Source organism: Nitrosomonas sp. Is35 (genome assembly GCF_033063295.1).
Classification (GTDB): Bacteria; Pseudomonadota; Gammaproteobacteria; order Burkholderiales; family Nitrosomonadaceae; genus Nitrosomonas.
Genome location: NZ_JAWJZH010000001.1, coordinates 1,363,162 through 1,385,926 on the forward strand (window position 1 = coordinate 1,363,162; position 22,765 = coordinate 1,385,926).

The 22,765-nt window shown below is 50.0% G+C and carries 25 protein-coding genes; 12 read left to right on the top strand and 13 right to left on the bottom strand.

Annotated features, from left to right (window positions below):
- Positions 1-12: 12 nt before the first annotated feature.
- Positions 13-1,101 carry an iron-sulfur cluster carrier protein ApbC gene (apbC, locus tag R2083_RS06285; protein ID WP_317537894.1) on the bottom strand — a complete coding sequence of 363 codons (1,089 nt, stop codon included), beginning with the start codon at positions 1,099-1,101 and terminating at the stop codon, positions 13-15.
- 126 nt (positions 1,102-1,227) lie between these two features.
- Here apbC and metG point away from each other — a divergent pair, with 126 nt between their 5' ends.
- The 4 genes from metG to R2083_RS06305 all read left to right on the top strand — a co-directional run bounded on the left by metG (position 1,228) and on the right by R2083_RS06305 (position 5,754).
- Positions 1,228-3,333 carry a methionine--tRNA ligase gene (gene metG / locus R2083_RS06290; protein WP_317537895.1) on the top strand — a complete coding sequence of 702 codons (2,106 nt, stop codon included), beginning with the start codon at positions 1,228-1,230 and terminating at the stop codon, positions 3,331-3,333.
- A gap of 10 nt (positions 3,334-3,343) precedes the next feature.
- Positions 3,344-3,715, top strand: a complete 372-nt coding sequence (locus R2083_RS06295) for a DUF4440 domain-containing protein (RefSeq protein ID WP_317537896.1) — start codon at positions 3,344-3,346, stop codon at positions 3,713-3,715.
- A gap of 24 nt (positions 3,716-3,739) precedes the next feature.
- The gene (locus R2083_RS06300) at positions 3,740-4,495 is read left to right on the top strand and encodes a YggS family pyridoxal phosphate-dependent enzyme (RefSeq protein ID WP_317537897.1); all 756 of its coding nucleotides are present in this window, start codon (positions 3,740-3,742) and stop codon (positions 4,493-4,495) included.
- Positions 4,496-4,896: 401 nt separating this feature from the next.
- Positions 4,897-5,754, top strand: a complete 858-nt coding sequence (locus R2083_RS06305) for a hypothetical protein (protein WP_317537898.1) — start codon at positions 4,897-4,899, stop codon at positions 5,752-5,754.
- A 175-nt stretch (positions 5,755-5,929) separates the two neighbouring features.
- Here R2083_RS06305 and R2083_RS06310 read toward each other — a convergent pair whose 3' ends face one another.
- Together R2083_RS06310 and lgt are read right to left on the bottom strand one after the other, a co-directional pair.
- Positions 5,930-6,202, bottom strand: a complete 273-nt coding sequence (locus R2083_RS06310) for a SemiSWEET family sugar transporter (protein ID WP_317537899.1) — start codon at positions 6,200-6,202, stop codon at positions 5,930-5,932.
- Between the two features lie 153 nt (positions 6,203-6,355).
- Positions 6,356-7,180: a prolipoprotein diacylglyceryl transferase gene (gene lgt, locus R2083_RS06315; protein WP_317537900.1), complete on the bottom strand. Its 825-nt coding sequence runs from the start codon at positions 7,178-7,180 to the stop codon at positions 6,356-6,358.
- A gap of 99 nt (positions 7,181-7,279) precedes the next feature.
- Between lgt and ilvD the strand changes: the two genes are divergently transcribed.
- The 3 genes from ilvD (at position 7,280) to R2083_RS06330 (ending at position 9,981) form a co-directional block, all read left to right on the top strand.
- Positions 7,280-8,953, top strand: coding sequence for a dihydroxy-acid dehydratase (ilvD, locus tag R2083_RS06320; RefSeq protein WP_317537901.1), 1,674 nt, complete (start codon positions 7,280-7,282; stop codon positions 8,951-8,953).
- Between the two features lie 204 nt (positions 8,954-9,157).
- Positions 9,158-9,469: a c-type cytochrome gene (locus tag R2083_RS06325; protein WP_090315797.1), complete on the top strand. Its 312-nt coding sequence runs from the start codon at positions 9,158-9,160 to the stop codon at positions 9,467-9,469.
- A gap of 95 nt (positions 9,470-9,564) precedes the next feature.
- Positions 9,565-9,981 carry an OsmC family protein gene (locus tag R2083_RS06330; RefSeq protein ID WP_317537902.1) on the top strand — a complete coding sequence of 139 codons (417 nt, stop codon included), beginning with the start codon at positions 9,565-9,567 and terminating at the stop codon, positions 9,979-9,981.
- Positions 9,982-10,076: 95 nt separating this feature from the next.
- On the opposite strand, the gene R2083_RS06335 is transcribed toward R2083_RS06330, so the two are convergent.
- From R2083_RS06335 to R2083_RS06370, 8 genes are all read right to left on the bottom strand, one after another.
- Entirely contained in the window at positions 10,077-10,934 is an 858-nt protein-coding gene (locus R2083_RS06335; RefSeq protein ID WP_317537903.1) for an HDOD domain-containing protein, read from the bottom strand.
- A 173-nt stretch (positions 10,935-11,107) separates the two neighbouring features.
- A complete protein-coding gene (gene lipA / locus R2083_RS06340; protein WP_107803177.1) occupies positions 11,108-12,052 on the bottom strand; it encodes a lipoyl synthase in 945 nt (314 codons plus the stop codon).
- Entirely contained in the window at positions 12,042-12,710 is a 669-nt protein-coding gene (lipB, locus tag R2083_RS06345; protein WP_317530864.1) for a lipoyl(octanoyl) transferase LipB, read from the bottom strand. Before lipB ends, lipA begins: the two co-directional genes overlap by 11 nt.
- A 9-nt stretch (positions 12,711-12,719) precedes the next feature.
- On the bottom strand, positions 12,720-12,986 hold the full coding sequence (locus R2083_RS06350; RefSeq protein WP_317530863.1) for a DUF493 domain-containing protein: 267 nt from the start codon (positions 12,984-12,986) through the stop codon (positions 12,720-12,722).
- A gap of 20 nt (positions 12,987-13,006) precedes the next feature.
- A complete protein-coding gene (locus R2083_RS06355; protein WP_317537904.1) occupies positions 13,007-13,876 on the bottom strand; it encodes a D-amino acid aminotransferase in 870 nt (289 codons plus the stop codon).
- A 30-nt stretch (positions 13,877-13,906) separates the two neighbouring features.
- Complete coding sequence (locus tag R2083_RS06360) at positions 13,907-15,028, bottom strand: D-alanyl-D-alanine carboxypeptidase family protein (RefSeq protein WP_317530861.1); 1,122 nt, start codon at positions 15,026-15,028, stop codon at positions 13,907-13,909.
- A 93-nt stretch (positions 15,029-15,121) separates the two neighbouring features.
- Positions 15,122-15,667, bottom strand: a complete 546-nt coding sequence (locus R2083_RS06365) for an NUDIX hydrolase (protein ID WP_317530860.1) — start codon at positions 15,665-15,667, stop codon at positions 15,122-15,124.
- 41 nt (positions 15,668-15,708) lie between these two features.
- On the bottom strand, positions 15,709-16,557 hold the full coding sequence (locus tag R2083_RS06370) for a DUF2914 domain-containing protein (protein WP_317530859.1): 849 nt from the start codon (positions 16,555-16,557) through the stop codon (positions 15,709-15,711).
- Positions 16,558-16,656: 99 nt separating this feature from the next.
- On the opposite strand from R2083_RS06370, the gene ligA reads away from it, so the two are divergent.
- Positions 16,657-18,729 (top strand): NAD-dependent DNA ligase LigA, encoded by a 2,073-nt coding sequence (gene ligA / locus R2083_RS06375; protein ID WP_317537905.1) that lies wholly within the window; start codon positions 16,657-16,659, stop codon positions 18,727-18,729.
- 58 nt (positions 18,730-18,787) lie between these two features.
- Here ligA and R2083_RS06380 read toward each other — a convergent pair whose 3' ends face one another.
- Entirely contained in the window at positions 18,788-19,354 is a 567-nt protein-coding gene (locus tag R2083_RS06380; RefSeq protein ID WP_317537906.1) for a hypothetical protein, read from the bottom strand.
- Position 19,355: 1 nt separating this feature from the next.
- Positions 19,356-19,979: an MIP/aquaporin family protein gene (locus tag R2083_RS06385; protein WP_317537907.1), complete on the bottom strand. Its 624-nt coding sequence runs from the start codon at positions 19,977-19,979 to the stop codon at positions 19,356-19,358.
- 169 nt (positions 19,980-20,148) lie between these two features.
- On the opposite strand from R2083_RS06385, the gene R2083_RS06390 reads away from it, so the two are divergent.
- The 4 genes from R2083_RS06390 to R2083_RS06405 are packed head-to-tail and all read left to right on the top strand — an operon-like array spanning position 20,149 to position 22,547.
- On the top strand, positions 20,149-20,694 hold the full coding sequence (locus tag R2083_RS06390) for a hypoxanthine-guanine phosphoribosyltransferase (RefSeq protein ID WP_317530855.1): 546 nt from the start codon (positions 20,149-20,151) through the stop codon (positions 20,692-20,694).
- Positions 20,695-20,705: 11 nt separating this feature from the next.
- Entirely contained in the window at positions 20,706-21,452 is a 747-nt protein-coding gene (locus R2083_RS06395) for an S-methyl-5'-thioinosine phosphorylase (protein WP_317530854.1), read from the top strand.
- Positions 21,442-21,975, top strand: coding sequence for a peptide deformylase (def, locus tag R2083_RS06400; RefSeq protein WP_317537908.1), 534 nt, complete (start codon positions 21,442-21,444; stop codon positions 21,973-21,975). Before R2083_RS06395 ends, def begins: the two co-directional genes overlap by 11 nt.
- 41 nt (positions 21,976-22,016) lie before the next feature.
- The gene (locus R2083_RS06405; protein WP_317537909.1) at positions 22,017-22,547 is read left to right on the top strand and encodes a hypothetical protein; all 531 of its coding nucleotides are present in this window, start codon (positions 22,017-22,019) and stop codon (positions 22,545-22,547) included.
- The last annotated feature ends 218 nt before the right edge of the window (positions 22,548-22,765 follow it).

Below are 22,765 nucleotides of genomic sequence, written 5' to 3' on the forward strand. Positions count from 1 at the left end.
CTTCAATTCTTCCTAGTCATTTTCCATTACGATTTTAGCGAACAACTCCGAGTGATCTTCGGCGGATTCAGCCACCTTAACGGCAACTCGCCGTGCAATTAAACGGTAAATTCCGGCAATTTTGCCGTCTGGCTCTGCAACCACGCTGGGTTTGCCCGTGTCAGTGTGCTCGCGGATCTTGATATCGAGCGGCAATGCGCCCAAAAATTCGACGTTGTAGTCCTGGCACATTTTTTCGCCGCCGCCGGTACCGAAGATGGGTTCGGTATGTCCGCATTGCGAGCAAGTGTGCGTGCTCATGTTTTCCACGATACCCAGAATCGGGATGCCGACTTTTTCAAACATCTTCAGACCTTTGCGCGCATCGAGCAAAGCAATGTCCTGTGGTGTGGTGACAATAACGGCGCCGGTCACCGGGATTTTTTGCGCCAGTGTGAGCTGGATATCGCCGGTACCAGGCGGTAAATCAACGACGAGATAATCCAAATCCTTCCAATTGGTATCGTTGAGCAATTGCTGCAAAGCCTGAGTCACCATCGGTCCGCGCCACACCATCGGCGTCTCGGCGTCGATCAACAAACCGATCGACATGGCCTGAATACCATGCGCTAGCATCGGTTCCATGGTCTTGCCGTCATGTGATTCCGGATGGCCGGTAATGCCGAGCATTTGCGGCTGCGACGGACCATAAATATCCGCGTCCAGAATACCCACGGATGCGCCTTCTGCCGACAATGCCAGCGCCAGATTGACTGCCGTTGCCGATTTGCCGACACCGCCTTTGCCGGATGCCACGGCAATAATGTTTTTAACGCCGGGAATCAGCTTAACGCCGCGTTGCACGCCGTGAGGAATGATTTTGCTGCTCACGCTCACCTGGATAGCGCCGATACCCGGCACCGCCTGCAATGCTCCGGTAATTTGCTGTTGTACTTGATTCTTGACGCTATTGGCGGGATAACCGAGCTCAATGCCGATGGTTACGTTGTTTCCTGCAATTTGAATCGCGCTAACGGATTTTGCAGTCACATAATCTTTATTCGTGGTTGGATCGATGGTTTGTTGCAATACAGCTTGTATTTGTTGTTCGGAAATGGTCACTACAAAACTCCTTTTTACTACCGCTGAGCGGCTCACAATTTAATCGGGAAATGGTAACAAATATCGGGAATGCACACACAGTTTGTTACAATTGACACTTATTTAATCTGATTCGTTTAATAATTAATGAACAAGCGAAAAATTCTGGTGACTTCCGCGCTGCCGTATGCCAATGGCAGTATCCATTTAGGTCATTTGGTGGAATATATTCAAACGGATATCTGGGTGCGTTTTCAGAAAATGCGCGGACATACGGTTTATTATGTGTGCGCCGACGATACGCACGGTACGCCGATCATGCTGCGTGCGGAGAAGGAAGGTATCACACCGGAAGCTTTGATCGCGCGTGTTCATGCGGAACATTCCGGCGATTTTACCGGCTTTCACATCCAGTTTGATAATTATTACAGTACCCACTCGCCTGAAACGCGGCATTTCTCCGAGGATATTTACGGCAAATTGAAAACCGCCGGATTGATCGCGATTCGCGGTATCGAGCAACTGTACGATCCGGTCAAGAATATGTTTTTGCCGGACCGTTTTGTCAAAGGCGAATGCCCGAAATGCGGCGCCAAGGATCAATACGGTGATTCCTGCGAAGCGTGCGGCGCGGCGTATGCGCCGACCGAGCTGAAAAATCCGTATTCCGCGGTTTCCGGCGCAAAACCGGTCAACAAATCTTCCGAACATTATTTTTTCAGTTTATCCGATGCGCGCTGCGCCGATTTTCTGCGGCAATGGGCCTGCAATGGCGACCATCTGCAACCGGAAGCGGCCAACAAAATGCGCGAATGGGTCGGCGAAGCCGGAGAAAATAAACTCTCCGATTGGGATATTTCGCGTGATGCACCGTATTTCGGCTTCGAGATTCCCGGCGCGCCCGGCAAGTATTTTTACGTCTGGCTCGATGCGCCGATCGGTTACATGGGCAGTTTCCAAAACTTATGTGCGCGTGAACAAATCGATTTTGACGAATTCTGGCAACCGCAATCCGATACCGAGTTGTATCACTTCATCGGCAAGGATATTCTGTATTTCCACGCGCTGTTCTGGCCCGCGATGCTGAAAAACGCCGGTTACCGTACACCGACCAAGATTTTCGCGCATGGTTTTCTGACTGTGAACGGCGAAAAAATGAGCAAGTCGCGCGGCACGTTTATCACCGCGGAAAGTTACTTGAAACAAGGTTTGAATCCCGAATGGCTGCGCTATTACTACGCCGCCAAGCTGAACAGCACCTTGGAAGACATCGACCTGAACCTGGACGATTTCGTCGCGCGCGTCAATTCCGATCTGGTCGGAAAATTCATCAATATTGCCAGCCGCTGCGCCGGTTTTATCACCAAACGCTTTGACGGTAAGCTGGTGTCCGGCGAGCAATATCAAGCATTGCAAGCCATCGTGAACGAACATTTTTCCAGCTGGCGCCCCGAAGTCATCGAACAAGCCTTTGAAGAACGCGAATTTTCCGCAGCCATCCGCCAAATCATGAAATTCGCCGATGAGGCCAACGAAATGATTCACAATTTAGCGCCGTGGGAAATTGCCAAGCATACGGATCGCGCTGACGATTTACACCGCGCTTGCAGTCTCGGTATCCAGTTGTTCTATTTGCTATCGCGTTACTTGAAGCCGATCCTGCCCGGTACCGTGCAGCAAATCGAGGCATTTCTCAATGGCGGACCGCTGACTTGGCCGCAGTTGCGCGCTGATCAACCGGTTTCGGATTTGTTATTACCCGCAGGACATACCATCAACACTTATCAGCACTTGATGACACGCATCGACACCAAGCAAATCGACGCACTGATCGCCGCCAATACGCAGAGCCTGAGCGCTGCGCCACCGCAATCGCCGGTGCGGCATGCCGAAAAGCAGCAGCATGCGATTGCGCCGGTTGCCGAAACGATTTCCATTGACGATTTCAGCAAAATCGATTTGCGCATCGCCAAGATTGTCAACGCCGAGCATGTGCCGGGTGCGGAAAAATTATTGAAACTGACGCTCGATATCGGCAGCGAGCAGCGCACGGTATTTGCCGGGATTAAATCCGCGTACGATCCGGAGCAACTGAAAGGGCGCTTGACCGTGATGGTCGCCAACCTCGCGCCGCGGCAAATGAAATTCGGCTTGTCGGAAGGCATGGTACTAGCGGCCGGTGGCGGCAATCCGGGTGAATTGTTCATTCTGTCGCCGGATTCCGGTGCGCAGCCGGGCATGCGGGTTAAGTGACTTGCTGCGAATGGATTCGAATGCACTCGCCGAATTGATTCGGCAACTGGAACTTAGCTTGCTGCAAAGTGATCTGACGGCGCATCCCGGATTGATCGACGAATTGCTGGCGGAAGATTTCGAGGAAATCGACCAGCAAGGAACAATCCATTCCCGAAGCGATGTAATCAACTGGCTGACGCGTAAAGATCCGAGTATGCACTGGGCGTTCAAGGATTTTCGTATTAAGGCAGTGTCCGGGGATGTCGTGCTGGCGATTTACTCGCTGCTAAAGCCCGATCAAACCGATGCCAAAAGCGGAGGATCGACCCGGACCTCGCTTTGGCGGTACCGCAACAATCAATGGAAAATGGTTTTCCATCAAGCATCCAGGAAAAATTAATCTCTCGCACAACAGGAGCAGGCCGTGGAACTCAACGAAGAGCAACAACAGCAATTTAACGATATCAAGAATAACCTCGCTACCGTCAAGCAGCGCATCATCGATGCCTGCATGAAAGCCGGACGCGACCCTGCCAGCGTGCGGCTGCTGCCCGTGACCAAAACCGTATCCGCGGAGCGGCTGCGCATCGCCTTTGCTGCCGGTGTCGATGAGATGGGCGAAAACAAAATCCAGGAAGCGCGCGAAAAATCCGAAGTTATGGCCGATTTAGGCATCAAATGGGCGATCATTGGCCACCTGCAAACCAACAAAGCCAAATACCTGGCACGTTTCGCCAACGAATTCCAGGCACTCGATAGCCTGAAAGTCGCCGAAGAACTCGACAAACGCCTGCAAAACGAAGGCCGCGCCATTGATGTCTACGTGCAAGTCAACAGCTCCGGTGAAGAAAGCAAATTCGGCCTGCCACCCGAAGCCGTGCGCGATTTCGTGCAACACTTGCCGCAATTCTCATCGCTGCGCATCAAGGGCTTGATGACACTGGCCATTTTCTCTACCGATCACGACCGCGTGCGCGAATGCTTCGTCAAAATGCGTAACATCCAAGCCATGTTGCGCCAGGAAGCACCCGCCGGGTTATCGTTCGACGAACTGTCGATGGGCATGTCGGGCGACTACGAACTCGCCATCGAAGAAGGCGCCACCGTGGTGCGCGTCGGCCAAGCAATCTTTGGCAAACGGCCGCTGCCGGACAGTCATTATTGGCCGGGACTGGGGTGATGCGAAATTATGCGTAATCCTATTGGTGAAATTAGTTTGAATGGGAAAAATTGATTCGATTGGGATTAAGCAAGCGTTTAAGAGGAAGTCATCGTATTTGCTTTGCGAGTCCGGGGAGACAGAATGAAGCCAGATTTCACCGAAGGTATGATCCTAATCGTTGAGCCGGTATGTCTTACGTGTCTAATGATTTTGTGATTGTTAAAATGACGATGAGGCAACATTTAAGCAAGTCATTGAAGATGTTAGCGATTGGTATCTGAAGCCTTTCAATCCGCGCTATCCAATCAAAACTCTGGGCGATGCAAAAATTATAAGTGTGGTGCGCGAGGCTATACGAAGATTTGGATAATGTCGACCAGCATCGCCTTTTTAGTAAAAAATATTACTTGAGTTATACAATGAATAAATATCATTTTGCTTTACCTTTCTTCTTATTCATAACCTCATGCTCTTCCATTCCGCTGGATCAGCAGCAATTATTATACTCAGGCAGTAGTCCCAATTACTATTCAAATACAACGACAACACACGCAATTGTTGATCCACGACTTAAATGCTTGGGTGTTGGGGCAGACAGAATTAGGCAGCCAACAGTTTCTGACCTCTATGATATTGATTTTTCAACAATAACAACCATTGAGATATTCTGCGACAATCACAGAAACACTTACTCTCCGCAGCAAGCGCATTGCTTTAGTTCTTGTGAGCAAAACTTAGCAAGCGACTTCGAGAGAATAAAAATTGAGCAGGAACAGAGAGCAACAGAACGTGCCGAAGAATACGCAAAGAAACAAGAAATTCAAAAACAGAACGACATTATTGAGAAAGAGAAAATAGAGCTTGAAGAAAATCTTAAAAACGGAACTGTACAGCCCGAAAACTTGCAGCAAGCAAAGATTGTATTCAACTCAAAAGATGGTGAAAATATTGTCATATCTCCAAAATTGAAACCGGATGGCGGTTTATATCATTTAATCGGAACTATAGAAAAAACGGAAGAAAGCTCTCCAGAGTTCATTGGAAAAATCTATGTGAATTACGCTTACGCCGCACTAAGCCCTAAATTGCTATCAAGAAACCCATATTTCTATGTAAAAATACCTGCTAAAGAATTGCAAGAAACTTACTTCAATAATGCCCGAATTAATGGAAGTGTTTCTCTTATTGGGAGATATGTTTCAAACATTGAATATTCCACCACTATAAAAGAAACTAAAGTAGCACCTCTTTTTGAGGCCGTGTATCTGGATCATTAATATCATTTTTGCGATCCACTCAAACCGCTAACAAGCGGTTTTCTACTACTTGATTTTGCGAAACGTTAATTTGGTGGAATTCCACCAAATTAAAATCAGCCCGGTAGATTGAGCTGCCGAACAAAGCCCAACATTAACCGGTGATCAACCGGGATTAGTTGGATGAAAACTCAATTCATCCATTATTCTCCGCGCGGGCGAAGTGGAAAAATGCGCCGACTGTCAGGGAATTGATCGCGATGGCGATGATGTTCCAGACAATGACCGGCATGGAATCGATCAAGACGCCGTAATAAACCCAGGCAATCTGGAACACGCCCATGATCCCGGCCATGGTTGGATTCATGCCTTGAGCGCTTTTCCGTTTGAGCATTGCATACAAATCCGGGGCGGCGGCGAAAGTGGTGCCGAAGCCAGCGATGAATCCGATGATTTCATGTCCTTCCATTCAGATCCCCCATTGTTTTTTGTTTGTATCCCGTGAATCGACAGCGCGGCGAGTTGAACCAGTGAATCTCAATTCTTTCTGTCGTTCGCTATAATCCTTCCAATGCACTGAGATGATAGTCACCCTGATGAAGGAACCAATCCATACGAATTTCTAGCGTTTCTTGTTTTTGCGCTGGTTATTTTGTGCAACTTGGGGTGATTGCCGTCTTGACCACATCAACGCAGCGATGCCCGCGAGAATCATTGGGATCGATAGCCACTGACCCATAGTAACGCCGAGTGTCAGAATGCCCATGAAGCCATCTTCCGGTTCGCGGAAGAACTCGGCAAAGGAACGTAAAACACCATAGCCGATCATGAACATGCCGGTGACTGCGCCGGTTGCGCGCGGTTTCGATGAGTAAATCCAAATGAAGATAAACAACAGCACGCCTTCGAGCGCGAATTGATACAGTTGGGATGGGTGGCGGGGGAATTCGTCGACATAAGGGAAAACCATGCCCCAGGGCACGTCGGTGTGGCGTCCCCACAGTTCGCCATTAATGAAATTGCCGATGCGTCCCGCGGCTAATCCCAGCGGAATCAGCGGAATGACGAAGTCCGTGACAGTCAGCCAGGGCAAATTGTGTTTGCGCGCCAGTAATATCATGGCGACGAAAACACCGAGAAATCCGCCATGAAACGACATGCCGCCTTCCCAAATGGCAAAAATGTGCAACGGGTGGTCCAGGTAGTAACCGAATTGATAAAACAGCACATGCCCCAGGCGTCCGCCCAGAATTACACCGAGCATGCCGTAAAACAAGGCGTCGTCGAGTATTTCATAGGTGAAAGCCGACTGTGGATTGTGTTTGATGCGATACCGTCCGAGTAGAATGAAGAGCGCGAAACCGAGCAAATACATCAAACCATACCAATGAATGGAAAGCGGCCCCACGGAGATGGCAACGGGATCAATTTGCGGATGAATGAGCATAGTTTCGGCCTTATTTACGGTAAAATAGCGGCCATTATACCAAGTGCGTTTGTGTGCGCCTTGTCATAAATCGTATTTTTATCTCATTCAGGAGCAAGCATGCCAGACAATAAACGTAGCCAGATTATTACCCAAGGAGCACAACATGCACCCAGCCGCGCCATGTTGCGCGCGGTCGGTTTCAGTGATGGGGATTTTAACAAGCCGATTGTCGGCGTGGCTAACGGTTATTCGACGATTACGCCGTGCAATAAGGGTTTGAATGAATTGTCGCTAAAAGCCGAATCGGCGCTGAGGAAAGCCGGGGCGATGCCGCAGATGTTCGGCACCATCACGGTATCGGACGGCATTTCGATGGGTACCGAAGGCATGAAGTATTCGCTGGTGTCGCGTGAAGTGATCGCCGACTCGATTGAAACCTGTGTGCAAGGCGGCAGCATGGATGGTGTCATTGCCATCGGCGGCTGCGACAAGAATATGCCGGGCGCGATGATCGCCATTGCGCGCATGAATGTGCCGGCGATTTTTGTCTACGGAGGCACGATCAAACCGGGGCACTACAAGAATCAGGATCTGACGGTGGTCAGCGTATTTGAAGCGGTAGGGCAGCACAGCGCGCATAAAATCGACGCTGAAGAGCTATTGCAGATCGAACGGCACGCTTGTCCCGGCGCTGGTTCGTGTGGCGGTATGTTTACCGCCAACACCATGTCGTCCGCTTTTGAAGCGATGGGCATGAGCTTACCGTATTCTTCTACGATGTCTGCCGAAGACGGTGAAAAAATGACCAGCGCTGGGCAATCGGCGGAGGCACTGGTGAATGCCATCAAACAGCAGATTCTGCCGCGCGATATCATCACGCGTAAATCCATAGAAAATGCGGTTGCCGTGATCATGGCGGTAGGCGGTTCGACCAATGCCATCCTGCATTTCCTGGCGATTGCGCATGCCGCCAAGGTTGAATGGAGCATAGACGATTTCGAACGGATGCGCGGCAAAGTCCCGGTATTGTGCGACTTGAAACCTTCCGGGCGCTACGTTACGGCTGATTTGCACCAAGCGGGCGGTGTGCCGCAAGTGATGAAAATGCTGCTGAATCATGGCTTGTTGCATGGGGACTGCATCACCATCAGCGGACAAACGATCGCCGAAGTGTTGAAAGACATTCCCGATACGCCACGCGCAGACCAAAATGTGATCCGGCAATGGGATAATCCGATGTATGCGCAAGGACATCTGGCGATTTTGAAAGGTAATTTATCGACCGAAGGCTGCGTGGCAAAAATTTCTGGCATTAAAAATCCGAAAATTACCGGGCCCGCACGCGTATTTGAATCGGAAGAAACCTGCATGGCAGCGATTCTGGAACGTAAGATTCAACCGGGTGATGTCGTGGTGATCCGCTACGAAGGCCCGAAAGGCGGCCCTGGCATGCGGGAAATGTTGTCGCCGACTGCCGCGTTGATCGGTGAAGGGCTGGGTGATTCCGTCGGTTTGATCACCGATGGACGTTTTTCCGGTGGTACCTATGGCATGGTGGTTGGTCACGTTGCGCCGGAAGCTTTTGTTGGCGGCACGATTGCATTGGTACAGGAAGGCGACTCGATCACCATTGACGCCGAGCAACGGCTGTTGCAATTGAATGTGTCCGATGATGTGCTGGCAAAGCGCCGTGCAGCCTGGCAACCGCCGCAACCGCGTTACTCGCGCGGGGTATTGGCGAAATATGCGAAACTGGTTTCCAGCGCCAGCGCGGGAGCGATAACGGATTAAATCGGTAGCGCTGACATGAAGAACGATCTGATCCGGTTTCTTCATGCTCTGCTGGAACTAAATAATTTAACCTTAAGTCTTAGCAACGCAGTATCATCAGAGTTTGCAGCAGCGCCGGTAATCACAAACTTACAGGAATTGCTGCAAGTCTGTAAAGTTCGGGTTAGAATATCAACCCTTTTATAATTTTAATAAGGAAGAGATATGAAAAAAGTTTTAATCGGAGCAGTTGCTGCGTCAGCGATTTTATTAGCTGGTGTTGCTCAAGCTAATGCTGATTTGGCAAAAAACAGTGGATGTTTGAATTGCCACAATGTTGACGCTAAACTGGTCGGCCCAGGCTTAAAAGATGTTGCAGCTAAATATGCAGGTCAAGCGGATGCTTCTGCATACCTGGCAGATAAAATATTAAAAGGAAGTAGCGGTGTTTGGGGCCCAATCCCAATGCCACCAAATGCTAACGTTAGCCCAGAAAATGCTAAAGTATTAGCTGACTTTATTCTGTCACTGAAGTAAGTCGTTCTGAATTCAGGAAAGCCGACGCATAACAACGTCGGCTTTTTATTTGCCCGGATATTTTGCAAGAAAGCTTGGTATCAATGGAGGGAGCAATGAAAACTCGTATCAAATGGAAAGGGAATGTCAGCTTTGAGGCTGAGTCCGGCAGCGGTCATTCGGTATTGATGGATGGCGCGCCGGAAGCCGGTGGACAAAACCTCGGACCGCGTCCGATGGAAATGCTGTTAATGGGGCTGGGCGGTTGTACCACGTTCGATGTGGTATTGATTCTGAAAAAAAGCCGTCAGGACATCACCGATTGCGTGGTTGAAATCGAAGCCGAACGCGCTCCGGTCGATCCGAAAGTGTTCACCCATATCCACTTGCATTTCATTATTACCGGACATAATCTGAATCCGCAGACCATTGAACGTGCGATTGACTTATCTGCGGAAAAGTATTGCTCGGCTTCCATCATGCTGAAACAAACGGTAAAAATCACGCATGATTATGAAATTATTGATGCTTGATGATAATTTTCTGCGCCAGCATTGCTGGATCGGTGACGGCTGGAGTCTCGCAGGCGTTTTAAACGGGCAATTCAATGGGTGCCCGTTTATGTTTTCTATACACACAGCGCTTCTGTTAACGACCTCACTTCCGCCTCCGAGTCCTTCAGCACCGCACTCAATGTTTCCTCGTCGGTTAATAAATCGATATTCGCAACGCTGTAACCCATTTGGTTTGAGGGCAGAATAAACGGGGATTTGACGGGTGCCAGTTGATCGGCGAACAGCAGCGTATCACCGAGGGTGGAAGGGGGAAATGTCAAATAACCGCGCCATAAATAGACGATGCTGTCGATCACAGGCTCCGGAACCCATAAGGCTTTGAGAATGGCGGTACCGATTTTAATTTCACACTCCAGTTCCGTCTCGTCTTCCAGATCTTCGTCACTGTTCCAGGAACTGGCGATGCTCTCATCGGCCAACCCAGGATAGTATTTTTCTCGCGCTAACAGATAGAACCAGCTGATTTCGTGAATGATTCCCGCGAACATTGCCGTATCTGGATCTTGTTTTGTAATCCGGCGGGCGATAACCTGCGCCAGCGCTGCTACATGGGCGGAATGCTGCCATAATTGCGTCACCATTTCGTTTCGCACTTGCGGCCCGGTAAGCTGCTGCACCACGACAGCTGTTGCCAGGTTGCGTACGGTACGTAAACCAATCAAGGTAACCGCCGAACGCACATCGGTGATTTTTTTCCCCGAACGGTTAAATACTACCGAATTGGCTATCGCCACGACTTTGGCCGACAATAATGGTTCCAATTGAATGAACTTGATCACCATCTCAAGATTGCAATCGGGATCATTTAACGCTTTATTGATTTTGATTGCTGCATGAGTCGAGGTGGGAAAGATTAATCTTCCTTGTTCAACTTCAGCAGCTAACGCACTTAAAATTGCGCTTTTTTCCATACAAATCCCTTTTCACGAGTGAGTCAAGGCATGGTCTATCGTCCATACTTCTCAGCTTACGCTAGGATTGTGAATAATGATCTGATAAAAAGCGCAATGAATTGAAGCTATTTCCAACGCTGTTGACCTGTACTGCAAACGTGCAGTTCATGCGCAGCAGTGCGTTCCGCGGTTTAAAGCAGGCCGGATTCGTGCGCCTGTTGATCGGCGTGATAACTGGAGCGCACCATCGGGCCGCAGGCGGCGTGGCTGAAACCCATTTCCAGCGCGGCTTGCTCAAAAATTTTGAAACCTTCGGGTGTGACGTAGCGCATGACCGGCAGGTGGCCGATGCTGGGTTGCAGATATTGACCGATAGTGAGCATTTCCACATTGTGCTCGCGCAGGTCGCGCAATACTTGCATGATTTCTTCGTCGGTTTCGCCCAGTCCGAGCATTAAGCCGGACTTGGTGGGGATGTGCGGAAATTGTGCTTTGAAATCCTTGAGCAGTTTCAGCGAGTTTGCATAATCAGCGCCGGGACGGCATTGTTTGTACAAGCGCGGCACGGTTTCGAGATTGTGGTTTAAGACATCCGGCGGGCAGGCGGCGAGCTTTTCCAGCGCTACTTCAAGGCGCCCGCGGAAATCCGGTACCAAGGTTTCGATTTTGGTATGTGGCGAATGCGTGCGGATTTCACGGATGCAATCGGCAAAATGCTGTGCACCGCCGTCGCGTAAGTCGTCGCGATCCACGCTGGTGATGACCACATAGCGCAATTTCATGGCACCGATCGATTGCGCCAGATGTAGCGGTTCATCCGCATCCGGTGGTTTTGGACGGCCATGCGCGACATCGCAGAAGGGGCAGCGGCGCGTGCATAAATCACCCAAAATCATAAAAGTGGCGGTGCCTTTACCGAAGCATTCGCCGATATTCGGGCAGGACGCTTCTTCGCATACGGTATGCAGCTTATGTTCGCGCAGCAGGCGTTTGACTTCGTAATAATTTTCGCTGTTGGACGAGCGTACCCGAATCCACGAGGGTTTTCGCAATAATTCGTCGCGCGATTGCGGTGCTATTTTGACGGGGTTACGTGCTGTTTTATCAGCGCCTTTTTGGCGGGTATCAGTGGTCATGTTGTTCCGTTAATCGTTTTGTGAGAAGTTTTTCTTGTAATTGGCCAGCCAGTTTAGTGCTTAAAATGTCCACGCCATCGGGAATGCCCAGGTTTTTGGTTTGCGTCACTTGTAATCCTTGATAACCGCAGGGATTGATGTAGGAAAACGGCGTTAAGTCCATATCCACATTCAATGCAATGCCGTGGTAGCAGAAGTTTTTCCTGATTTTGAGTCCCAACGAAGCGATTTTGGCATTTCCTACATAAACGCCTGGGGCTTCAACGCGCCCGGCAGCTTTAACGCGATAGTCATCGAGTAAGCCGATCACGGCGCTTTCCATCAGTCTGACCAATTCACGTACACCGAGTTTCAAGCGACGTATATCCAGCAGCAAGTAAGCGATGACTTGCCCCGGCCCGTGGTATGTGATTTGACCGCCGCGATCCGTTTTGACTACCGCAATTCCATGATCGTGCAGCAGATGCTCGGGTTTGCCTGCAATGCCTTGGGTAAAAACCGGCGGGTGCTGCAATAACCAGATTTCATCGCGCGTTTGTTCGTTCCGGTTGTCCGTAAAATCCTTCATGGCCTGCCAGGTCGCCTGATAATCGGATAATCCCAGGGTTTTGACGATGAAGTGCTGCGGTGTGCAAACAGAAGTGGAAAGATTTTGCATCGGCAATGATCACAATACCACGGCAACTGAGGGATGGCTGGATAGCGCCTGGTACAGAGCATCCAATTGTGCCCGGGAAGTGGCGCGAATGGTGCACGTCAGGCTTAAATACGTGCCATTTTTACTGGCCTTCACCGCTATCGTCGCAGTATCGAAATCGGGAGCATGAAATTTAACGATTGCCAGCGCAATTTGTGTGAAATCCTGTTGCGCTTTACCCATGATTTTGATGGGAAAATCGCAAGGGTATTCGATCAGTGACGGCTGTTCTGACATCGGAAAATTCAAGCCACCGGTTATGAATTCGAGCAACCGCAGGAATGGCCGCGCATATTGGTGGCTTTATAGTCCTGGTACAGCGCGTGCAAGCGGGTAAACAGCGGCCCCGGTTTTCCCTGTCCTACCGGTTGATTGTCCAGCGACGCGATCGGCATGATTTCTTTGGTCGACGATGTCAATAGAATCTCATCCGCCGTGCGGACTTCCGCTTCCGAAATTTCGCGGATTTCGTGCGGTATTTTATTCGCTGCTGCCAATTCAAGCACCACATCGTAGGTAATGCCGGGCAGCATCAGATTACTTTTTGGAGGAGCCAGCAGTACGCCGTTTTTAACGACAAAAATATTACTGGCGGCGCCTTCGGTGAGGAAACCGTCGCGAATCAGGATCGTTTCAAGCGCATGGACATCCACCGCCAATTGCCGCAGTAGCACATTCGGTAATAATGAAATCGCTTTGACATCGCAGCGTATCCAGCGGTTATCGATCGCGGTAATGGCCGAAGCACCGCTGGCCAGCAGTTCCGCAGGCGGTGGTAGCAACGGGTTGCTCATGATGAACACAGTAGGCGGTACATTGACCGGAAACGCATGATCCCGTTTGGCGACTCCACGCGTGATGTGCAAGTAGAGATATTGATCTTCTCCCTCATTTTTGGCGATGACTTGTTCCAACAAGTTTTTCCATTCGTCGTTGCTGAACGGATTTTTCAAGCGGATGCCATCCAGGCTGTGTTGTAGCCGCTTGAGATGTTTAGGGAGGCGGAAGGGTTTGCGCGAATAAGCCGGGATGACTTCATAGATGCCATCGCCAAAGATAAAACCGCGATCCAGCACGGGGATGCATGCTTCTTCAATGGGCATAAACTTACCGTTCAGATATATCATGCGAACCTTCTATGATGTGTTAAGACTGGATTAATTAAAGAGTAATTTTACACTATCCCAAGCACGGCCGATGAAGTTCGCGGTATCGACTTTCTCCAGAGCGACCAATGGATAGGTTTCAACGGTTTTGTCATCCAGTGTGAATTTTACCGTGCCGACTTCCTGTCCCAATTGCACCGGTGCGATCAATGGTTGCTTGTATTCCATGGTGGCCTTGAGTTTATCGCCCTGACCTTTAGGAAGGGTGAAATAAACATCCCGGTCGAATCCGGCTTTCAATTCGTTTTGTGTGCCTTTCCATAGATGGATGGTGGTCAGCGAATCGTTCTTTTTGTATAAGTGCAGCGTGTCGTAGAATTGGAAGCCGTAATTGAGTAGGCGCTGGCTTTCGATGCTGCGCGCATTGGCGGATTTCGCGCCGATCACCACCGATATGAGCCGCCGTTTATCGCGAATCGCCGAAGTGATTAAACAATAACCGGCGGTTTTGGTCCATCCGGTTTTCATGCCGTCCACATGCGGATCGATCCATAACAACCGGTTTCTGTTCGGTTGCGTAATATTATTGTAGGTATATTCTTTTTGTGAATAGTGCGGATAGAACTCGGGAAAATCGCGGATGATGGCCGTTGCCAGCAATGTCAGATCATGTGCCGTGGTGTAGTGCTCCGGATCGGGCAAACCGGTTGAATTGGTAAAATGCGTGTTTTTCATACCCAATCGGCCCGCTTCTTTATTCATCAGATTGGCGAAGCTGGCTTCCGATCCTGCAACCACTTCCGCCAATGCGATACAAGCGTCGTTGCCGGATTGCACAATCATGCCGCGGATCAATTCTTCCACGGTAACCTGTTTGTTGGGTTGAATAAACATGCGCGAGCCGATCATACGCCAAGCGCTTTCAGACACCGGAACCGGCTGATCCAAGGCAATCTGCTTTTGTTTGATCGCGGAAAACACCACGTACGCGGTCATGAGTTTTGTTAACGAGGCGGGCTCGATGCGCTCATCCGCATTTTGACCGGCCAACACCTGACCGGTCTGGAAATCCGACAGTAAGTAAGCTTTAGCAGAGATGGAAATATCTTGTGATTGGGCAGGTACTGACGAGACGGTGAGGCATACTAGCAATAGAACGAATAAATGCTTCATAAGAGTCTGGAGTCTGCAAAAAATAAACATTATAGCTTGCCATCCGGGAATCTAAAACCTTCGAATTTATGAGCGAAGAAACAATGACCTTGCTCAGGAGCTGCTGGATGGTTTGTCGATGACACCCATGTGAAACCCCAATTTTCCTTGGCTGCGTTCCTTAAAATATTGCTTTAAGGGGTCATGAATGACGCGAAACGCCATCTCGTCCCAAGGAACTTCGTGTTCGGAGACCAGTTTGACTTCCAGGCTTTCAATGCCGGGTTTGAAATCGAGATCCAGCAATCGTGCGCGGAATAAGATATAAACTTGGCTGATATGCGGCAGGCTGTAAACAGCATACAAATCGCCGATTTCTACCCGTGCATTGGCTTCTTCCAGCGTTTCGCGTGCGGCGGCTTGTTCCAGCGTTTCATTATTTTCCATAAAACCGGCCGGTAGGGTCCACCAGCCCAAGCGCGGTTCAATGGCGCGGCGGCACAACAAAATTTTATCTTCCCATTCCGGAATGCACCCGACCACCATTTTGGGGTTCTGATAGTGAATGACCTTGCACGTCGTGCATACATAGCGCGGCAGTGAATCGCCTTCGGGTATGATCAACTCAACGGTGGCACTACAATGACTGCAAAATTTCATGGGTAAATCCTTTAGTGCATGCGGTGGGATGTAAGCGCGTTTTACTGTTCGGTGACGGTGAATTTCCGGGTTGCCAATGGATTTCCGGATTCATCGACTAATTCAACGCGCCATTCGCCCAGCCGCCGTTGATCCAGTTGCTTGCTGGCATGCGTGCGCCAATTGTTGTTGTGCACCTGCAAGTTTAACTTTGAATCCAGTTTGTCATTGTAATACCAGTCGATACGGATTTTCTTTCCCCGCATATTTTTTAAATGCAGATAAAAATGAATCGGTTTGGATTCACCCGGTTGCAGTTGTACAGTGTCAATCGAATCGACCGGCTCACGTGCGTCTATCGCGTGACTTAATTGCGCACGGATAACTTCGGCATGATCGGATGGTTGCTGTGGTTTTGCTTGTACAGCCGTTTTCGGCGCCGTTTTTCCGGCGTTACCGGATGCGATCCGCTGCGGTTTTTTTGCGGGTATTGGAACCGATTTGGCGGCAACGTGTTTTGTACCGGGCTCGGCTGGTTTCACCAGGGGTTTCTGCACGCTGATCGATTCGCCCGGTTGTGTTCCGGCGGTATTGTTGGTTGTGGCGGATTCCGCCGCGGTTTTTTCCGGGGAAACGGCCTGTCCGGAAACTGCAACGGCGGTGTGGCCGGACGCAATGGTCTCATCGGCGGTTTTCTCAGTGCCGCCGCTGGAAAAGAGTAAATAACCGGTCAAACCGAGAATGGCTAGCAGCAATGCGGCTGCGATGGCGATTTTGTTCCAGTCCAGCGTTTCTTCGTAAGTGACTTCCGGTTCGGGATAAATCTCTTCGATGGCTTGTGGCGGTTGCTGAATCTGAATACGGATTTTTAATTTATTGTTGCTCATGTCGCGTGTCGTTTCTTGAGACATTGGGATTTGGTAAAGGAATTTTTCGATGGAGTGTGCAGTATAAAGGATTTTTCATAAATTACTGAAACCGCGTTTTGCCCGATTGGTTATACTTTGGCCATGCATGAAAACATTCAGAAAATAAATCAGCGCGCACAGGCATTGCGTGCGGAGATCGAGCTGCATAATTACCGTTATTATGTGCTCGATAATCCATCTATTCCCGATGCGGAATACGATCGATTACTGCGTGAATTACAGCAAATCGAGCAGGACTATCCGCAACTGATTACCCCCGATTCACCGACGCAACGGGTGGGCACGGCACCGCTCAAAGCGTTCGCGCAAATCACACATGCTATTCCGATGTTGTCATTGAGTAATGCGTTTGACGATAGCGAAGTCGAGGCCTTTGACCGGCGTGTGCGCGCTGGCTTGGCACTAGAAACCTCGCAGGTTGCATGGCTAGATCTCGATCCTTTAACTGTTGATTGTATCGAGTATACCGCGGAACCGAAATTCGACGGACTGGCGGTCAGTTTGCGTTATGAAAATGGTGATTTTAAAACCGGCGCAACGCGTGGCGATGGCTATACCGGTGAAGATATTACGCTGAACCTGAGGACGATCCGGTCAATTCCCTTAAGATTGCCGCTGGTTCATCCGCCCGCTTTGCTGGAAGTGCGCGGCGAAGTGTTAATGTTGAAAAAAGATTTTCAGCGGCTGAATCAGCAGCAATTGGCCAAAGGCGAGAAGGAATTCGCCAATCCGCGCAACGCCGCCGCAGGTTCGTTGCGTCAGTTGGATCCCGGCATAACGGCGACCCGGCATCTTACTTTTTTCGCGTATGGCATCGGGCAATGTGACGATGCGGATTTGCCGCGGGATACGCATTATCGGATGCTGCAATATCTTTCCACTTTGCATTTTCCGGTATCTCAGGAATGCCGGATAGTGGCGAGATTAGACGGATTGCTGGATTACTATCAAACGATTGGCGCTAAGCGTGATGCTTTGCCATACGACATCGATGGCGTCGTGTATAAAGTCAATTCATTGGCATTCCAAGAGAAACTCGGTTTTGTGTCACGAGCGCCGCGCTTCGCCATCGCGCACAAATTCCCGGCGCAGGAAGCGATCACGCAATTGCTTGATATCGATGTGCAAGTCGGTAGAACCGGCGCCTTAACGCCGGTTGCGCGGTTGCAACCGGTATTTGTCGGCGGTGTGACCGTGACCAATGCTACCTTGCACAACGCTGACGAGATCGAACGCAAGGATGTACGCATCGGTGATACCGTTATCGTGCGCCGCGCCGGTGATGTGATTCCGGAGGTGGTTTCGGTGGTAGCGGAAAAACGTCCGCCCGGCGCTTTGGTATTTACCATGCCGGAGCATTGTCCAGTGTGCGGCGCGAAAGCGGTACGCTTGCCGGATGAAGCGGTCGCGCGTTGCACTGGCGGTTTATTCTGTCCGGCGCAACGCAAACAGGCGATTTTGCATTTCGCGTCGCGCCGCGCGCTGGATATTGAAGGATTAGGGGACAAACTGATCGACCAGATGGTCGATAATGCCATTATCCGCACACCGGCGGATCTGTATAAATTGGGATTGGCCGCATTGGCCAGTCTGGAACGCATGGCGGAGAAATCAGCCGGGAATATTCTGCGAGCGATTGAGAAAAGCAAACACACCACACTGGCCAGATTTATCTATGCGCTCGGCATCCGCAATGTCGGCGAAGCGACGGCGAAAGATCTGGCCAAGTATTTGGGTAGTCTGGACCGGTTGATCGAAGCGGATAGCGAATGCTTGCAGCAAATTCCCGATATCGGTCCGGTGGTGGCGCAGAGTATTGTGGATTTTTTTGCCGAGGCGCATAACCGCGAAGTCATTGAACAACTGCGCGCCTGCGGCGTGCATTGGGAAGAGCACGAAGGTAAATCCGCGCAAAACGGCTTGGCAGCAGCATTAAGCGGCAAAACGTTTGTGTTGACGGGCACTTTGCCGACCATGAGCCGCGAAGATGCCAAGGAAAAAATCGAAGCGCTGGGCGGAAAAGTCAGCGGCAGTGTTTCCAAAAAAACCGATTATGTCGTCGTTGGAGCCGATCCCGGCAGTAAATACGACAAAGCTGTCAGTTTGAGCGTGACGATTCTGGATCAGGATGGATTAGAAGCGTTGCTGAAATAATCCATCACCGTCGCCATGAGAATAAAATGACAACAAAGTTGCCATTTTATTCTTTGATTTACAGCGTGTTATTTTTGGTTAACGTGAATGTTCCGGCAGGGATGCCATTGACACTATACCCATAAGTTCCAGCCGGAAGTCCGTAGACTTCGAGAGGGATGATTTTTTCGTACGATACAAGTGCCATTGTGCACATCAATTCGGGTGGAGATGGATTAGGCCCGACATGAAGAATAATTTCAAAGGTATTGTCCTTGAGTGCCTGATTAATCTGCTGAAAGTACCCGCAACCATTTGAAAATTGTCCGGTGATTTTGAGAAAAACCTGGACCGGTGATGAATCTACAATGATGGCTTCGATTTTTTCATCATAGGTTGCAGGGCCGGGAATAATTTTAGTTTCGACAAACTTGTTGAGTTTCCAGCTGTTGGTGGAACTTTCAAACTGTAACTCCGCGTTCTGAAAGTTACCCGGTTGTGCATCGGTATCAACACGAGGAATGATGAGCTTTCCATCGCGAAAGACCGGGTAATCGGAGGCATGGACATTGCGTTGCGAAAAAACAAGACTTGCGAGTAAAACGGTAATTCCGATCGCCAGGTATTTTGTTGTGAAGATCTGCATTTTATTTATCATCGGGGTTGAGCATATTAAAGACAATCGCTGCCAATGCGCCACCGGCAAAGTCAGCAGAAATATGAATCCAGATATTGTTCCAATCCATTAAACCCATCAATGGTGCGGCAATGGCAACCGCTGGGTTAAACGCGCCACCGGAAATTCCGCCCACGGAAAATGCGCCCGCCATGACCACAAAGCCAATGGCCAAACCATAAAAGGAATTGCCGCTGGTTCCCTTCGCCGTGGCGACATTGAGTACCACATACGCCAATGCAAACGTGAACAAAAATTCGGCAATCAGCGATTTGGTCACATCGATGGTTGCGGCGGCAGTACCTGAGCCCACCAGGAATTGTGCAGTCAGTGCGCCTGCGACCGCACCTAAAATTTGCGCGGTGAGGTACACCGGCACGTCAGCCATGGTGCATTTTCCGCGTATGAGCACCGCCAAAGTGACAGCCGGATTATAGTGCGCGCCGGAAATATGTCCTCCCGCGTAAACCAAAACCATTAACACGGAACCGATGGCGAGAGGCGCGATGACACCGGCGCTGCCCGGTATTACCGTCAAGCCTATGGTGAGAACTAAAAAGAAAGTGCCAATGCATTCAACGATAAATTTATTCATGGTGAGTTACTCCTTTCAATGAAGTACTTTCATTTAAGCATAAAAAAATTTTGCATGTAAGAATTTTTACCTGCATGGATTGAAGTGGAAGTATTTGAAGCTTTCAGTACGGCGCTATAATATCTCATTAAAAACGCGATATTATTCAAACCAAGGCCCAAAATCTTTCATGCAAACTTACCAGCAACTGGAACAAATTCTTAACACGGCGGAATTAATTCATTCCGAACAAACCGTCACGCTAACGGTGCAGCGCATGGCAGCGGACATCACGCGCGTGTTGTCGCATCAGCAGCCGCTGGTTTTGTGCATGCTGGGCGGAGCGGTGATATTTACCGGACAACTGCTGCCGCAACTGCGGTTTCCACTGGACTTTGATTATGTGCATCTGACGCGTTACGGCAAAGAGATGCAGGGTGGAGAAATTTACTGGCGGGTGGAGCCCAGGGAAAGTGTCAAGGATCGCGTCATTCTGGTGCTGGACGATATTCTCGATGAAGGCATTACACTGGCCGCTATCCGCGCCAAGGTGTTGGAGAATGGCGCGAAAGCATTTTACAGCGCAGTGTTTGCCGAGAAAGAAACAGGCAAAACCAAACCGATCAAAGCCGATTTTACCGGATTGACGGTGCCGGACCGGTATGTGTTCGGTTTTGGTATGGATATCCGCGGCGCATGGCGGAATCTGCCAGCGATTTATGCAGTGAAAAACTGAAAGGGGAAGCTATGCTTGCAATAATTGGTGGCAGCGGATTGACGCAATTATCCTGCCTCGAAATTTCTCACCGGCAAATCATACGTACCCCGTATGGCGAGCCTTCCGGGCCGCTGACATTCGGTAAGCTGCATGGCGAGGATATTGTTTTTCTGGCACGGCATGGCCACGGTCACACGATACCGCCGCATGCGATCAATTACCGGGCGAATTTATGGGCGCTGCATTCCCTGAAACCGGCGCACGTGATTTCCGTGGCGTCGGTGGGCGGTATCCGTGCCGATCTGACGCCGGGCAAGCTGGTGGTGCCCAATCAGATTATCGATTATACCTATGGACGCAATTTCACTTTTTTTGAAGGGAAGGATCAACCGGTGACACATATTGATTTTACTCAGCCGTACAATCAGCAAACACGCGCATTGCTGCTGCGAGCGGCTAGCGATGCTTATGAAGCCATATTCGACGGCGGCGTCTATGCCGCAACGCAAGGGCCTCGGCTCGAAACCGCCGCGGAAATCAACCGGCTGGAACGCGACGGCGCGGATATCGTCGGCATGACCGGCATGCCGGAAACGGCGCTGGCCAGGGAGTTAGGTCTAAGTTACGCCACGCTCGCGGTCGTCGCCAACCAAGCCGCCGGACGGGGCGCCAATGCGGACAGTATTCCGCTTAAAGAGATTTATGCCGTGCTGGAACAAGCGATGGTGCGTGTCAGAAACATTCTGGAACATGTGGTGAACTGCCATGGCCATTAGATCCGTACTGAAAATGGGCGATCCGGTATTGCTGCAAGTTGCCAAGCCCGTCGAACGATTCGATACTGCCGAATTGCACGAATTAATTCAAGATATGCAAGACACCATGGCTTATCTCAACGGCGCTGGCTTAGCCGCACCGCAGATTGGCGTGAGCTTGCAGGTGGTAATTTTCGGTTTTGACCAGAATCTCCGCTACCCGCGCGCGGAAGAGGTGCCTTTCACCGTTCTGATCAATCCGCAGCTCACACCGCTCTCCGACGACAAGGAGGACGATTGGGAAGGCTGCCTCAGCGTGCCCGGCATGCGCGGCATGGTGCCGCGCTACTCGCGTTTGCGCTATCACGGCGTGGACCAATACGGTAAAGCGATTGACCGCAGCGTCAGCGGTTTCCATGCACGCGTGGTGCAGCATGAATGCGATCATCTGCAGGGAATTCTCTACCCGATGCGCATCAACGATTTCCGGCATTTCGGGTTTACCGATGTGCTGTTTCCGGGGCAGGGCGTTGTGGATGATTAGAACTTCATTGCTCCCATGTAAATCCTGCCGGATATTGAAAAATGACCGGCACTCCCTGCGTCACAGGTGACTTACTGCACCAGTTTGGGGAAGGATGCGGTAGCACTTGCCGTACATCAATGAAAGCCTTCCACATAAAAAGAATCAGCTTGTTTTTGTTCGCTTCACTCATCGTTTACGCCACTTTTTTTACGGAGAAAGCCAGACTGGATAGAGAAGTAAAGCGGCTTTGTGCGATTGATGGTGGAATTAAGGTGTATGAGACGGTGAAATTACCGGCAGAGCGATTTGATCAATATGGGCAGATATCAATTCCGTACAAGAAAAATGTCAAGCCTGAGGATGAGTATTACTACGAATCATCCACGGTCTATCTTATTAAAGGAAATCCGGAATTGAGGCAATATCGTTCCCAAATATATCGACGATCCGATGGTGGATTGCTTGGTGACTCAATCAGTTACTCACGAATTGGCGGGGATATGCCCGGCCCTTGGCAGCCTTCGTCGTTTATGTGCCCTGCGAATGAAGGTTTTAATTATTTGATGAAAAAAATTTTTATCAAAAACTGAGGAGGGATAGGAAGTGAATAATTTTTTTGCTTATTTCAAGCAAGCTGAACTGGCTTTGGCTGCTTATGCGAAGAGTTTGGAAATCGGTCGCCCGGCTATAGAAAATCTATAGAATGCAGAATTTTCCGATAACCAAGCTCGCACATTTGCCGATAGCTACAACATAGTTGACCAATTCAAGGATGCAGCTACAGACTTATCCGCAACGGTGTTTGCTG